This is a genomic window from Luteibacter sp. NPDC104163 (assembly GCF_055584245.1).
Map to the genome: position 1 here is coordinate 54,954 of NZ_JBVJMK010000001.1, position 13,388 is coordinate 68,341.

14 protein-coding genes are annotated in these 13,388 nt (G+C 68.0%); 13 read left to right on the forward strand and 1 reads right to left on the reverse strand.

The window, feature by feature from the left end; genetic code table 11:
- Positions 1 to 137: 137 nt before the first annotated feature.
- The gene (locus tag ACZ6YI_RS00265; protein WP_465776937.1) at positions 138 to 1,046 is read right to left on the reverse strand and encodes an alpha/beta hydrolase; all 909 of its coding nucleotides are present in this window, start codon (positions 1,044 to 1,046) and stop codon (positions 138 to 140) included.
- 152 nt (positions 1,047 to 1,198) lie between these two features.
- Between ACZ6YI_RS00265 and ACZ6YI_RS00270 the strand changes: the two genes are divergently transcribed.
- The 13 genes from ACZ6YI_RS00270 to fabG all read left to right on the forward strand — a co-directional run bounded on the left by ACZ6YI_RS00270 (position 1,199) and on the right by fabG (position 13,388).
- The gene (locus ACZ6YI_RS00270) at positions 1,199 to 1,534 is read left to right on the forward strand and encodes a YXWGXW repeat-containing protein (protein ID WP_440325016.1); all 336 of its coding nucleotides are present in this window, start codon (positions 1,199 to 1,201) and stop codon (positions 1,532 to 1,534) included.
- A 201-nt stretch (positions 1,535 to 1,735) separates the two neighbouring features.
- Positions 1,736 to 2,839, forward strand: coding sequence for a Glu/Leu/Phe/Val dehydrogenase dimerization domain-containing protein (locus ACZ6YI_RS00275; protein ID WP_331645376.1), 1,104 nt, complete (start codon positions 1,736 to 1,738; stop codon positions 2,837 to 2,839).
- 384 nt (positions 2,840 to 3,223) lie between these two features.
- Entirely contained in the window at positions 3,224 to 3,496 is a 273-nt protein-coding gene (locus tag ACZ6YI_RS00280; protein WP_440325018.1) for an acyl carrier protein, read from the forward strand.
- Between the two features lie 6 nt (positions 3,497 to 3,502).
- A complete protein-coding gene (locus tag ACZ6YI_RS00285) occupies positions 3,503 to 4,288 on the forward strand; it encodes a glycosyltransferase family 2 protein (protein ID WP_465776938.1) in 786 nt (261 codons plus the stop codon).
- On the forward strand, positions 4,288 to 4,902 hold the full coding sequence (locus tag ACZ6YI_RS00290) for a LolA family protein (protein WP_465776939.1): 615 nt from the start codon (positions 4,288 to 4,290) through the stop codon (positions 4,900 to 4,902). Before ACZ6YI_RS00285 ends, ACZ6YI_RS00290 begins: the two co-directional genes overlap by 1 nt.
- Positions 4,899 to 7,262, forward strand: a complete 2,364-nt coding sequence (locus ACZ6YI_RS00295) for an MMPL family transporter (RefSeq protein ID WP_465776940.1) — start codon at positions 4,899 to 4,901, stop codon at positions 7,260 to 7,262. Before ACZ6YI_RS00290 ends, ACZ6YI_RS00295 begins: the two co-directional genes overlap by 4 nt.
- A gap of 32 nt (positions 7,263 to 7,294) precedes the next feature.
- Positions 7,295 to 8,521 carry a beta-ketoacyl-ACP synthase gene (locus ACZ6YI_RS00300; RefSeq protein WP_465777360.1) on the forward strand — a complete coding sequence of 409 codons (1,227 nt, stop codon included), beginning with the start codon at positions 7,295 to 7,297 and terminating at the stop codon, positions 8,519 to 8,521.
- On the forward strand, positions 8,521 to 9,756 hold the full coding sequence (locus ACZ6YI_RS00305) for a beta-ketoacyl-[acyl-carrier-protein] synthase family protein (protein ID WP_465776941.1): 1,236 nt from the start codon (positions 8,521 to 8,523) through the stop codon (positions 9,754 to 9,756). The genes ACZ6YI_RS00300 and ACZ6YI_RS00305 overlap by 1 nt, the downstream gene beginning before the upstream one ends.
- Positions 9,757 to 9,760: 4 nt before the next feature.
- Complete coding sequence (locus ACZ6YI_RS00310) at positions 9,761 to 10,549, forward strand: lysophospholipid acyltransferase family protein (RefSeq protein ID WP_465776942.1); 789 nt, start codon at positions 9,761 to 9,763, stop codon at positions 10,547 to 10,549.
- Positions 10,546 to 11,760 carry an ApeI family dehydratase gene (locus ACZ6YI_RS00315; RefSeq protein ID WP_465776943.1) on the forward strand — a complete coding sequence of 405 codons (1,215 nt, stop codon included), beginning with the start codon at positions 10,546 to 10,548 and terminating at the stop codon, positions 11,758 to 11,760. The genes ACZ6YI_RS00310 and ACZ6YI_RS00315 overlap by 4 nt, the downstream gene beginning before the upstream one ends.
- Entirely contained in the window at positions 11,750 to 12,190 is a 441-nt protein-coding gene (locus ACZ6YI_RS00320; protein ID WP_440324677.1) for an acyl-CoA thioesterase, read from the forward strand. The genes ACZ6YI_RS00315 and ACZ6YI_RS00320 overlap by 11 nt, the downstream gene beginning before the upstream one ends.
- A complete protein-coding gene (locus ACZ6YI_RS00325; RefSeq protein WP_465776944.1) occupies positions 12,187 to 12,663 on the forward strand; it encodes a hotdog family protein in 477 nt (158 codons plus the stop codon). The genes ACZ6YI_RS00320 and ACZ6YI_RS00325 overlap by 4 nt, the downstream gene beginning before the upstream one ends.
- Positions 12,660 to 13,388, forward strand: coding sequence for a 3-oxoacyl-ACP reductase FabG (fabG, locus tag ACZ6YI_RS00330; RefSeq protein ID WP_465776945.1), 729 nt, complete (start codon positions 12,660 to 12,662; stop codon positions 13,386 to 13,388). The genes ACZ6YI_RS00325 and fabG overlap by 4 nt, the downstream gene beginning before the upstream one ends.

Here is a 13,388-nt window from a genome sequence, read left to right on the forward strand (position 1 = left end):
CCGCCGGGGCTGGGGGGGGCTGGGCGGGGGTGCAGGGAAACGGCCCCCCACCCCCCCCCGGGGGGTGCGCGCTTGCGCGCGATGGGTGCTCGCGGCAATTCCATCGCGCGCAAGCGCGCTCCCACGGGAGATGCCGGTTAGCTGAAATCCGTGCCGGAGAGGAAGGCCAGGGCGGCGGTCTGGACGCACTCGTCGTCGACGATGCGGCGGTGGCCGAGGCGGCGGGTCTTCAGCAGCGTGCTGTTCGGCCACAGGCTTGCGTAAAGCTCGCCCTCTTCCACCGGTACGTCGCGGTCGAAGAAATCGTGGACGATCAGCGCCGGTTGCGTCCGTTTCGGCGCATGGTGGCGGATGTGCAGCTCGTCGATCGCGACGCCTGTACGCCGGGCAAGGGTGGTGTGCAACGAGGGACGCAGGTGCTGCGCAAGCCGGACAAAGCGGGCGAAACGCGACTTGGCGGCTTCTGGATCAGCCGCCGGTGCGATCAGCACCACGCGCTTCGCCGTCCAGCCATCATCCAGCGACAAGGTGACGGCGGCGCCGCCGAGCGAATGGGCGATGACGCCCTCCGCATCGCCGTAGTGCCGGCCGATCGCCGTCACCGTTCGCACGAAGTCGGGCAAGGTGCAGAGATCGCCGCCGCTGTGGCCGTGGGCCGGCTGGTCGAACGCCACGGCCGCCCAACCCTTCGCAAGAAGATGCGGCGCCCAGCTTTCCCAGCGCAGCCCCAGGCTGGACCAGCCGTGGGCCAGCAAGACGTAAGGCTGGGTCGTGGGATCGCCCCACACGTACGTCGCGATCTGCTCGCCATCGACATCGACGCTTTCGCGTCGCGCGGTCATCGAGGCCAGGGCCTGGGTGGCGCGTTCACGACTGCTGGGCAAGGGCGTCTGGAACACGCGCGCTGCGTGCGCCACGGTGCGGCCCGGCGCGAGCCGGCTGCCGAAGCGGTAGGCGAAGCGGAGGCCGAGCAGCGTCGCGACGGTGCGGGCGCCAAAGCGGCGGGCGGGTTTCATGGTGGCGGCGCGGTTCTGGTAGGTCGGCATCACGGGGTTTGTGCAGCCTCAGGCTGCCAAGGTTCCCTTTGGAATAGCTTTCACGAAGCTGAACATCTCACACCGGCAGGGTCAACCCGATGACAGCCACTCCGTTTTTCCTCACGAGTCCGCACTCCCGCGGAGACCGAAGGAGACAGCGCATGCGCAACCTTACCCGCACTTTTGCTGCCGTGGCCGCCCTGGGCCTGGCGGCGGGCGCCGCCATCTACACCCCGCCGGCCGCCGCGCGGGAAGTGGTCGTCATCCGCAACGCACCGCCGCCGCCCCGCTTTGAACGGGTGCCGCCGCCGCGCGCCGGCTATGTCTGGGCGCCGGGCTACTGGAACTGGTACGGCGGGCGCTACGTGTGGGTGGGTGGCCGCTGGGCGACCGCCCGGCCGGGCTATGTCTACCGTGGCCCGGGCTGGCGTCCGTACCGTGGCGGATACCACTACGAACGCGAGGTCTGGGTGCGTGACCCGCACTGGCACCGCTAAATTCTTAACATTTGCGTGCTGCGCCGCATCTACCAACTCGCGAATAACGGTTTAGACTACGCAGCTGACACGACATCTCGCCCCCTCCTTCAAGGTTGGGGCGATTTTTTTGGACGGTCATTTCCCCACCGGCAGCCCCGGCTGCCGGTACGCCCCTGAGGGGGGCGGGCTGCTAATCATGAAAACTGGAGTTTGCGTTCGATGATTTTCGAAACCATCGCCAACACGGGCCACGAAGAAGTCGTCTTCTGCCATAACAAGGACGCGGGCCTCAAGGCCATCATCGCGATCCACAACACCGTGCTTGGCCCGTCGCTGGGCGGCCTGCGCATGTGGCCGTACAAGTCCGAGCAGGACGCCGTGAACGATGTGCTGCGCCTGTCGCGCGGCATGACGTACAAGAACGCGGTGGCCGGCCTCAACCTCGGCGGCGGCAAGGCCGTGATCATCGGCGATCCCTCCAAGGACAAGTCCGAAGCGCTGTTCCGCGCCTTCGGCCGCTTCGTCAACTCGCTCAACGGCCGTTACATCACGGCGGAAGACGTGGGTATCGACGTGAACGACATGGAATATGTCTACCGCGAAACCGAATTCGTGACCGGCGTGCACCAGGTGCACGGTGGTTCGGGCGACCCGTCGCCGTTCACCGCGTTCGGCACGCTGCAGGGCCTGATGGCCGCGCTGCAGGCCAAGCACGGCAACGAAGACGTGGGCAAGTACAGCTACGCCGTGCAGGGCTGCGGCCATGTGGGCAGCGAGTTCATCAAGCTGCTCCGCGAGCAGGGCGCCAAGGTGTTCGTCACCGACATCAACAAGGATGCCGTGCAGCGCTGCGTCGATGAGCTGGGCTGCGAAGCCGTGGGGCTCGACGAGATCTACGACGTCGACGCCGACGTCTACAGCCCGTGCGCCCTGGGTGGCACGGTCAACGAGCAGACGATCGACCGCATCAAGGCGAAGATCATCTGCGGCGCCGCGAACAACCAGCTGGCCACCGACGCGATCGGCGACGAGCTGGCCCGCCGTGGCGTGCTTTACGCACCGGACTACGCCGTGAACGCCGGCGGCGTCATGAACGTCTCGCTGGAAATCGACGGCTACAACCGCGAGCGCGCCATGCGCATGATGCGCACGATCTACTACAACGTCGGTCGCATCTTCGAAATCTCCGGCCGCGACAACATCCCGACCTACAAGGCCGCGGACCGCATGGCCGAAGAGCGCATCAGCGCCATCGGCAAGATCCGCCTGCCGCACATGGGCAACGGTGCACCCCGCTTCCAGGGCCGCATGCGCGGCCAGTAAGCGCTGCCCTGCCGGGTCGTGAACGAAGCCACCGGTTCGCCGGTGGCTTTTTTCTTGGTCGGAGGCCACGAGCCGGCCACCCGCACCGGAAATGGCGCTGTAGAGCCGTTTGCGGGAATTGTGAACGACCCGCCCGAGGAAGCTGCGCAGGAATCCACCGACCCCGGTTGCCATGGTCCGTGATCTGTTACACTTCGCCGCACCTTGGGCTCTTGTAAGGCTTTGCCTTTACGAGGCTTTTGGGTGCATGGGGAAATCCCCGCCGCGTGGGCGGGACCACCAATCCAAGATCACGACCTTCGTCGCCCTGGCGGCGCTGCCAAGCTCTTGTCCCGTGTGGACAGCCAAGGCGCGCGGTGGGGCTGAAATGGACTTACCGAGCTTATGAGCGCGATCCCAGCCGAAACCTTCACCCACGACGACATCCTGGCTCGCCTGCGATCGGTCCTGCACGAGACCTTCGAGATCGATCCGGCGAAGGTGACCCCGGACGCCAACCTGTTCACCGACCTGGAACTGGACAGCATCGACGCGATCGATCTCGCCATCCAGGTGCAGGACATGACCGGCACCCGCATCAAGCCCGAAGACTTCAAGAGCGTGCGCACCGTGGGCGACGTGGTCGCCACCGTGCAGCAGCTCGTTCTCGCGCGCTGAGGCGGCATGCTGGGCCCGGCCGGACCGCGCGCCAACGCGGATCGTCGTTTCGCGCCCTGCGCGGTCGTGCCCATCTACAACCATGGCCGCACCATTGCGGCCACGGCCAATGCGCTTGCCGCACACGGCCTGCCCGTCCTCATCGTGGACGATGGCTCCAACGATGAAACCCGCCGCATCCTCGACGACCTGGTCGCCGGGCGCGACGACCTGCGCCTGATCCGCCAGCCGTGTAACGGCGGCAAGGGCGTGGCGCTGTCCGCGGGGTTCCAGGCCGCCTACGAGGCCGGCTACACCCACGTGCTGCAGATCGATGCCGATGGCCAGCACGATACGGCCGATGTGCCTCGTTTCCTTGCCGAAGCGCAGGCCACGCCGGAGGCCATGGTCTGCGGCTGCCCGGTCTACGATGCCTCGATCCCGAAAGCGCGCTACTACGGGCGCTACCTCACGCATGCCTGCGTGTGGCTGGAAACACTCTCCTTCGACATCAAGGATTCGATGCTCGGGTACCGCCTCTACCCGCTGGCCGCGACATGCGAGGAAATGACCCGCAAGCCGTTCCCACCCCGCATGGATTTCGACACCGAGGTCGCCGTGCGCCTGTTCTGGCGCGGGGTGCCTGTGCGTAACGTCGCCACCCGGGTGATCTACCCGGAGAATGGCCTCTCCCATTTCCGCCTGTGGCGTGACAACGCCCGCATCACGGCCATGCATACCCGGCTCCTGCTGGGCATGCTGCCGCGCGCGCCGCGCCTGGTCCTTCGCAAGCTCACACGGAAATCCGCCTGATGCGCCACCTGATCGCCCTGTTCGCCCTGCTCTGCCTCGCCCCGCTCGCCCACGCCCAGGCGGCGCCGCCGTCGGTCGACGAGATCCTGAACCACCTGGGCAAGCACCAGCAGGTGCGCGCCGAGTTCACCCAGCGCCGCGAAAACCCGGACCTCGCGGAGCCGCAGGTCAGCAAGGGCGACCTGTTGTTCGTGGTCGGCAAGGGCATGGTCTGGCACACCCGTGAGCCGTTCGACGACACCCTCGTGTTCACCTCGGGCGATGCGCGCCGGCTGAATGCGCAGGGCAAGCTCGAGCGCGTGCGCGACGGCAACCGCGGCGTCAGCCAGGTCTCCGGCATGCTGCAGGGCATGCTGGCCGGTAAGGCCAATGAAGCCGCGCGCCAGTTCACGATCACTGCCGAAGGCACGCTCGAACACTGGACGCTGCATTTCGTGCCGAAGCAGGCCCGCGTCGCGCGCGTCCTCGCCGGCATCACCCTCCAGGGCGATGCCTTCCTCGAGGGCATCGACGTGAACCTCGCCAGCGGCGAGAAGACCGCGATCACCTTCGCCAACACGCGCGACGCCGGTGAACTGACCGAGCAGGAAGCCCAGGTACTCGGCGTCAAATGAAGCGTTCGCCGACCACGCTCCGCGCGGCGGCGTTCGCCGTCGCGTCCCTGCTGGTGTGCGCGCTTGGCGCGTGGCTGCTGTTCGGCCGCGCCACGTCGCCACTACAGACCGATCTCCTCGCGATGCTCCCGGCCACCGAACGCAATGCGACCGCGGAGGATGCGGTGGAGCGCCTGGCCCGTGCCAGCGGCGATCGCATGATCCTGCTCGTCGCCAACAAGGACGACGAAGCGGCAAAGGATGCCGCGCGCGAGCTGGGTGCCAGCCTGTCGAAGGACAAGGTGTTCGCCCACGTCCTCGCCGAGCTGCCCCCGTTCGACATGGAGCAGCTGGTCAACCCCTTCCTGCCGTATCGCTTCCACCTGCTCACACAGGATGACCGCGAGGCATTGGCCGCACCCGGATTCGACGCGGTCGCGGCCCTGAAGCGCCGGCTGAACGAACCTTTCGGCGCCACGATCGGCCCGAAGCTTGGTGACGATCCCTTCGGCTGGCTGCAGCACTGGCTCGACCGGCAACCCTGGAACCGCTCCACGCTGGTGCCGGAGGACGACCTGCTGACGGCGCATCGTGACGACGGTAGTTACGTGCTGGTCATTGCCACGCTGGACGGTTCGTCCTACGACGACAGCGTGCAGCGCCGCGCTATCGGCGCGCTGGAGCATGCCGAGCACGAGGTGCTCGCGAAGCATCCCGGCACGCGCATCCTGCGTACAGGTGCGATCTTCTACGCGGCGGCCGCGCGTGCCGGCGCCGAGCGCGACACGCATGTGGTCGGCATCACCTCGACCATCGGCATCGCCGTGCTGCTGCTGTTCGTCTTCCGCTCGATGCGGCCGCTCGCCATCGCCTTCCTTTCCACCGCGCTCGGTGTGATCGGCGCGGTGGTCGCGACGATCCTGGTCTTCGGCCAGCTCCACCTGCTCACCCTGGTGTTCGGTGCGGCGTTGCTTGGCGAGGCCGTCGACTATTCGATCCAGTACCTCTGCGCACGCGCGAACGCCGGCCCCACGTGGGAACCCATGCGCGGCGTCCGCCAGGTCCGCCCCGCGCTGCTGCTCGCCCTGGCGACCTCGTTGCTGGGCTATGCCCTGCTCGCCCTGGTGCCCTTCCCCGCGCTCCGGCAGATGGCGGTGTTCGCGATCGCGGGCATGGCCGTGGCCTGCGCCAGCGTGTTCTGGCTGCTGCCCGCTCTGCTGCGCAAGCCCGTGGTCGCGCCGCTCGCCACGCCGTTCGTCCGCGTGGCGCTGGCCTGGCAGCGCATCGCCTCCGGGCGCCGCGCCTTCGCGGTCATCGGCATCCTCGCGCTGCTCGCCATCCCGGGCTGGGTGAAGCTCGGCCACGACGACGACATCCACCTGCTGATCTCGCCGCCCGCCTCGCTCGAAGCGCAGACCAACGAGATCCGTGATATCGCCGGTTTCGGCGGCGGCAGCCAGTTCTGGCTGGTCGAAGGCGATAACACCGAGGCGGTGCTCGAGCATGAAGAAGCGTTGACCGACCGGCTGACGAAGGAAGGCATCGCCTGGACGGGCGTGAGCGGCATGTTGCCCTCGCAGAAGCGCCAGGCTGAAAACCTCGCCACCATCACCCACACCTTCTGTGGGAGCGCGCTCGCGCGCGATGGCTCTTGCGGAAACATGGATCGCGCGCAAGCGCGCTCCTACATGGTTGAGGCGGGGTTCAAGGCGGCTACGGCGGATGCGTTTGCCGCGGCGATGCCGGGCAAGGCGTTCACGCTTGAGGACTGGAAGAAAATCCCGGCGTACATGCCGTTCCAGTACCTGTGGATGGACAAGGGCAGCATCGTGGTGCCGCAGGGCGATGTCGACGTCGCGCGGATGCGTGCCGCCGTAGCCGGTTTGCCCGGTGTATCCGTCATCGACAAGCCCGCCAGCATCTCCACGTTGTTCGGGGAATACCGCGGCTTCGCGAGCCTCTGGCTTGGCGCCGCCATGCTGCTGGTCGCCGGCGCCTTCGCCTGGCGTTATGGCCCGCGCGGTGCGCTGCGCGTGCTGCTGCCGCCGCTCGCCGGCATCGTGCTGAGCGTCGGCGCCCTCGGCTACCTGGGCCAGCCGCTCACGCTGTTCCACCTCATGGCGCTCATGCTGGTCCTGGGCGTGGGTGCGAATTACGCCGTATTCCTGCGCGAAGGTGAACCGCATTCCGCGCATACGCCCGGCGCCGCCTATGCGGGCGTGCTGCTTTCGGCCGTCACCGCCCTGCTCTCCTTCGGCCTGCTCGCGCTGAGCACGATGCCCGCCCTGCAACATTTCGGGCTCACCCTCTTGCTCGGGATCGGTTTCACCGCGCTCCTGGCACCGGTGAGCGCCCCCGCACCCGTGAAGAAGCACGCATGAACACGTCGGCAAACGCCATGGGAGATCGCGCGATGAAACGCGTCGTCGTCACCGGAATCGGCGGCATTACGCCCCTGGGCCACGACTGGGCCACGATCGAGCCGCGCCTGCGCGCGTTCCGCAACGTCGTCCGCCGCATGGGCGAATGGGACTACTTCGATGCGCTGAACGGTCGCCTGGGCGTGCCCGTCGATGATTTCGCCCCGCCCCCGCACTGGTCGCGCAAGCAGATGCGCTCGATGGGCCGCGTGTCACTGCTGGCGACCGCCGCCAGCGAACGCGCGCTCGCCGACGCCGGTCTGCTGGATGACGAACGCATCCGCGACGGGCGCATGGGTGTCGCCTACGGCTCGTCGGGCGGGAGCATCGAGCCCGCGCGCACCGTCGGCCGCATGCTGGAAACCGGATCCATGCAGGGTGTGACGGCCACCAGCTACATCCAGATGATGGCGCACACCACGGCGGTGAACGTCGGCGTGTTCTTCGAACTGAAGGGCCGCGTCATCACCACCTCCAGCGCGTGCACGTCCGGCAGCCAGGCCATCGGCTACGGCTACGAAGCCATCCAGCAGGGCAAGCAGCAGCTGATGCTCTGCGGCGGCGCCGAGGAGCTCTCCGGGCCGGGCGCCGCCGTGTTCGACACCCTGTTCGCGACGAGCACGCGCAACGACACGCCGGAACTCACGCCGCGCCCGTTCGATGGCAAGCGCGATGGCCTGGTCGTCGGTGAAGGCGCGGTCACCCTCGTACTCGAGGAATACGAGCATGCGCTGGCCCGTGGCGCCCGCATCTACGCGGAGATCGTGGGCTTCGGCACCAATTCCGATGGTGCGCACATCACCCAGCCCACCCGTGAAACCATGGCGGCCGCCATGCGCATGGCGCTGGCCGATGCGGCGCTCGAACCCGCGGCCATCGGCTACATCAGCGCACACGGCACCGCGACCGATCGTGGTGATGTGGCCGAAAGCCATGCGACGCATGACGTCATGGGCGGCAACGTGCCGATCAGCTCGATGAAGAGCTACGTGGGCCATACGCTCGGCGCGTGCGGTGCGCTCGAATCCTGGTGGGCGATCGAGATGATGCGCGGTGGCTGGTTCGCCCCGACGATCAACCTGGAAACGCCCGACGCGGAGTGCGCCGCGCTCGATTACATCACCGGCGAAGGCCGTGAGATCCGCGCCAGCTACGTGATGAACAACAACTTCGCGTTCGGCGGCATCAACACCTCGCTGATCTTCAAGGCCCACGCCTGATGCGGCGTGTCGTCGTCACTGGCATGGGCGCCGTGTCCTGCCTCGGCCCAAGCCGCGCCGCCCTGTTCGACGGCCTGCGCGAGGGCCGCGACGGGTTTCGCGACATGCCGGATTACGCGGCCCTGGGCATGCGCTGCCGAACCGCCGCGCCGGTGGACCTCGGCGCGCTGGAGCCACCCCCGCGCAAGTTGCGCCGGTACCTGCCGCAGGCGGCGGAATACGCCTGGCATGCCACGCGCGAAGCCCTGGCCGAGGCCGGCCTCGATGACGCGCGCATCCGCGAGCGCGATGTCGGCATCGTCATGGGCGGTGCCGCCGCGCTTTCCGAGTACGAAGCCGGACTGAATCTCTTTCGCGCGAAGGGCTACTCGCGCATCTCGCCCTTCACCGTCCCGCGCACCATGGGCAGCGCGATCGCTGCGACGCTGGTCCATGCCTTCGGCTTTGGCGGACGCGCTTTCACGGTCGGCTCTGCGTGCTCCAGCGCCACCCATGCGATCGGCCACGCCATGGAGCTGATCCAGCTCGGCCGCCAGGAGATCGTGGTGTGCGGCGGCGCGGAAGAGCTGCATGACAAGGCATCCATGTGCTTCGACGTGATGCACGCGCTCACCACGACCAGCACGCCTGGCGAACGCGTATCGACGCCGTATGCAAGCGACCGCGATGGGATCGTGCTCGCCGGTGGAGCGGGCGTGCTCGTCCTGGAATCGCTGGAGCACGCGCAGGCGCGCGGTGCCACGATCCTGGCGGAAATGGCCGGTTACGGCGCGGCCTCGGATCCGGAGGGGATGGTGAGCCCGCGCAGCGAAGGCATGGCCGAAGCCATGCACCAGGCCATCGACCTCGCCGGGGTGATACCGGACTACGTCAACACCCATGCCTGCGCCACGGTCGACGGCGACCTCGCCGAGTGGGACGCCCTGCGCCGTGTATTCGCCGACCGCGGCCATGCGGTGCCATGGATGTCATCCATCAAAGGCCAGGTCGGCCATGCCCCCGCCGCGGCGGGGGCGCTGGATGCCATCGCGTGCATCGGCATGATCGAACAGGGCGTGCTGCTCGCCGGGGCGCCGCCACAGGCGCTCGACGAAGCGTTCGCCGAGGCGCCGTTGCTGGATGGCGAGCGCGCGGCACGCATCGATGCCGTGCTCTCGAATACCTTCGGTTTTGGCGGCAGCTGCGCGGCGCTCGTCATCCGGCGCTACCATGAGCCCGAACCCTTCCAGGCCTAGCCCCATGGATCTCGCAGCCGACACGACGAAACGCCGCGCCGATGCATGGGCGTGCCGGTTCGTTTTCACCGCCCTATCCTTCGCATTCTTCGGCCTGGGCGGCCTCGTGCTTCGGCTCATCATCCTGCCGGTGGTGATGCACTGGCCTGCCCCCATCGAGGTCCGCCGCCGGCGTGCGCGCCGCACCGTCGGCAGGGCCTTCTGGCTGCATTCGCAGTTCATGGCGCGTACGGGCGTGCTCACCTACCGGTTCGAAGGCCTCGAGCGGCTGGGCCGCCCGGGCCAGATGATCGTGGCGAACCACCCGTCGCTCATCGACGTCGTGTTCCTGATCGGCCACGTGCCTGACGCCAACTGCATCGTGAAGCACGGCCTGTGGAAGAACCCGTTCATGCGCGGGCCCGTGATGGTGGCCCAATACATCAGCAACGACGGCAGCGCCGACATGCTCGACCGCGCCGCCGATGTGCTGAAGGAGGGACAGACGCTCATCGTCTTCCCCGAAGGTACCCGCACCACGCCGGGCCAGCCACCCGTCTTTCACCGTGGCGCCTCGGCCATCGCGGTGCGTGGCGCCGAGGTCATCACGCCGGTCTTCATCACCGTCAAACCCACCACGCTGACCAAGGCCGAGCCGTGGTACCGCATCCCGCACCGCCGGGTGCACATGCACCTGCGCGTGGGTGACGATATCGACGTCGCGAGCTTCAGCGACGCCGCGCCAGCGCCGATCGCCTCGCGCCGCATCAACGAACACCTGCACCAGCTCTACGCCCGGGAGCTCCACGCATGATCACCGCCGGCAGCGCGAACGGTTCGCGCAAGCTCGCCAACCTGTTGCTGGTCGTCGTGGGCCTGCTTTACCCGTTCATCGTCTACTTCGGCGGCGACCGTGTATCGCCGCCCGCGTTCGGGCTGATCCTCGGTGCGCTCTGGCTGGTGCGCGCCCCGGCCCTGCTGCAGCAGCCGGGCGGGAAGTGGATGCTGGGCGTCACGCTGGCCTACTGCGCCATCCTCGCGTTCGGCGGGCACGAGCAGCTGCTCCGCTGGTACCCCAGCCTGGTCTGCGCGCTGTTGCTCAGCGCGTTCGCGCTCAGCCTCGTGTTCGGGCCGCCGCTCATCGAGCGCGTGGCGCGCCTGATGGAGCCCGACCTGCCACCGGAGGCCGTGGCCTATACGCGCAAGGTGACCTGGGTCTGGGTGGGGTTCTTCGCCATCAACGGCACCTGCTCCGCGTTGCTCGCCGCATGGGGCCCGTTGTCGTGGTGGACCTTTTACAACGGCATTCTCGCCTACGCCGCGATGGGAGCCTTGTTCGCCGTCGAGTGGCTGTGCCGGCAGCGGATGCGCCGCCGCGTGCGTTCCTCACCGATGAATACGGCCGCCGTGCGCCTTGCCTCGCACCCCTGGGTCGCGGCCGCCGCGGGTGGCCATGCAGGTCCGCAGGTGCCGGGCATGGTCGTCGCCTTGTCGGATTCCGGCCGCATCGCGCTATCGCGGCATGGCCGTGCCGGTGTCGTGGGCGAACTGGGCCAGCATGGCGCGGGAGATGACGCCCTCGCCACGCCGATGGCCTGGCGTTTCGTCGATGCGCTGCCCGAAGCCGCGCGCATCGACCTGCTGCTGCAGGCGCCGCTCCCGCGCATCGCCTGCGTGGTCAGCGAGCGCATGGAGGGCGATATCCATGTGCTGTCGCTCGCACTGCCGCTGGACCTCGCCTGCTTCGTCGATCACTTCCCGGCCGCACCGGTGTTGCCCGGCGTGCTGCAGATCGCCTGGGCACTGGAATTCGCATCGTCGCGGTTCGGCACGCCCACCACCTGCCGCGGCATGGACCAGCTGAAGTTCCAGCGCCTGTTGCGTCCGGGCGACCGCGTCGACCTGCACCTGCGCTACGACGCCGAGCGTGGCCGCCTGCACTTCGCGTACCGCATGGGCGATACGACCTGCTCATCCGCGCACCTGCGCGTCGAAGCCATGCCGGGAGTCGTCGATGCGCGGTAAGGGCGTGCTGGCCGTCGACGTCGATATCGTCGTGCCGTTCTTCGACGTGGATTCGCTCGAGGTCGTATGGCACGGGCATTACGTGAAGTACCTGGAAATCGCGCGCTGTGCGTTACTCGACGACCTCGGCCACAACTACGTTCGGATGAAGGAAACCGGCTTCGCCTGGCCCATCATCGACCTGCAGCTGCGTTACGCGCGCGCCGCCCGTTTCGGCCAGGCGCTGCGTGTGCGGGCCGAGCTGGTGGAATGGGAAAACCGCCTGAAGATCCATTACACGATCAGCGACGTGGCGACCGGTGAACGCCTGACCCGCGCCAGCACCATCCAGGTGGCCGTGCGCCTCGCCGATGGCGAGATGCAGCTGGTATCGCCCGGGTGCTTCATGGCCGACGTCGAACGGCGCCTGTCGCACGGAGCCATGCCATGAGCACATGGCCCATCGAGCAATTGCTTCCGCACGCCGGCAGCATGGTCTGGCTTGATCGCCTGGTCGAATGGGATGCGGAGCGCGTGGTATGCGAGCGCACGATCCGCCGCGGTGATCTCGAAGTGACCGCCGATGGCCTGCCCGCCTGGGCCGGCATCGAGCTGATGGCCCAGGCCATCGCTACCTGGAACGGCTGCCAGGTCCTCGCTGCCGGCGGCCAGGTCCGGCCCGGCTTCCTGCTCGGCACGCGCGCCTATCGCGTCGATGCCGATGCGTTTCCCGTCGGTAGCACGTTGCGGGTCGAAGCCATCCGCACGTTCCACGACGAAGACGGCATGGCGTCGTTCGCCTGCCGCATCACGACACACGGCATCGAGGCGGAAGCGCGGCTCACCGTCTTCAGCCCGGTCGACCCCACCCCCTTCCTCGATCCGCGCAACACCCGGCTCGACCCCACCGGAAATGCTCCATGACCGACACGATCCTCGTCACCGGCTCCAGCCGTGGCATCGGCCGCGCCATTGCGCTCAACCTGGCGGACGCCGGGCATGACATCGTGGTGCATTGCCGCTCGCGCCGTGACGAGGCGGAAGCCGTGCAGGCCGAGATCGTCGCGAAAGGCCGCGACGCGCGCGTGCTCCAGTTCGACGTCGCCGACCGTGCCGCCACCGCCGCCGCGCTGGAAGCCGACGTGGCCGCGCATGGCGCTTATTACGGTGTGGTTTGCAACGCCGGGCTGACCCGCGATGGCGCGTTCCCCGGGCTCACCTCCGAGGATTGGGACCAGGTGCTGCGCACCAACCTCGATGGTTTCTATAACGTGCTGCATCCCCTGGTGATGCCGATGATCCGCCGCCGCGCCGCGGGCCGCATCGTCTGCATCACCTCCGTGTCCGGCATCATCGGCAACCGCGGCCAGGTGAATTACAGCGCCTCCAAGGCCGGCGTCATCGGCGCGGCGAAGGCGCTCGCGGTGGAGCTGGCCAAGCGCAAGATCACCGTGAACTGTGTCGCTCCGGGCCTCATCGATACCGACATGCTCGACCCCGACGTACCGGTCGAGCAGATTCTCAAGGTCATCCCCATGGAGCGAAGCGGTACGCCGGAGGAAGTCGCGGCCGCCGTGCGCTTCCTCGTCAGCCCGGAGGCCGGCTACATCACCCGGCAGGTGCTCGCGGTGAACGGCGGGCTTTGCTGA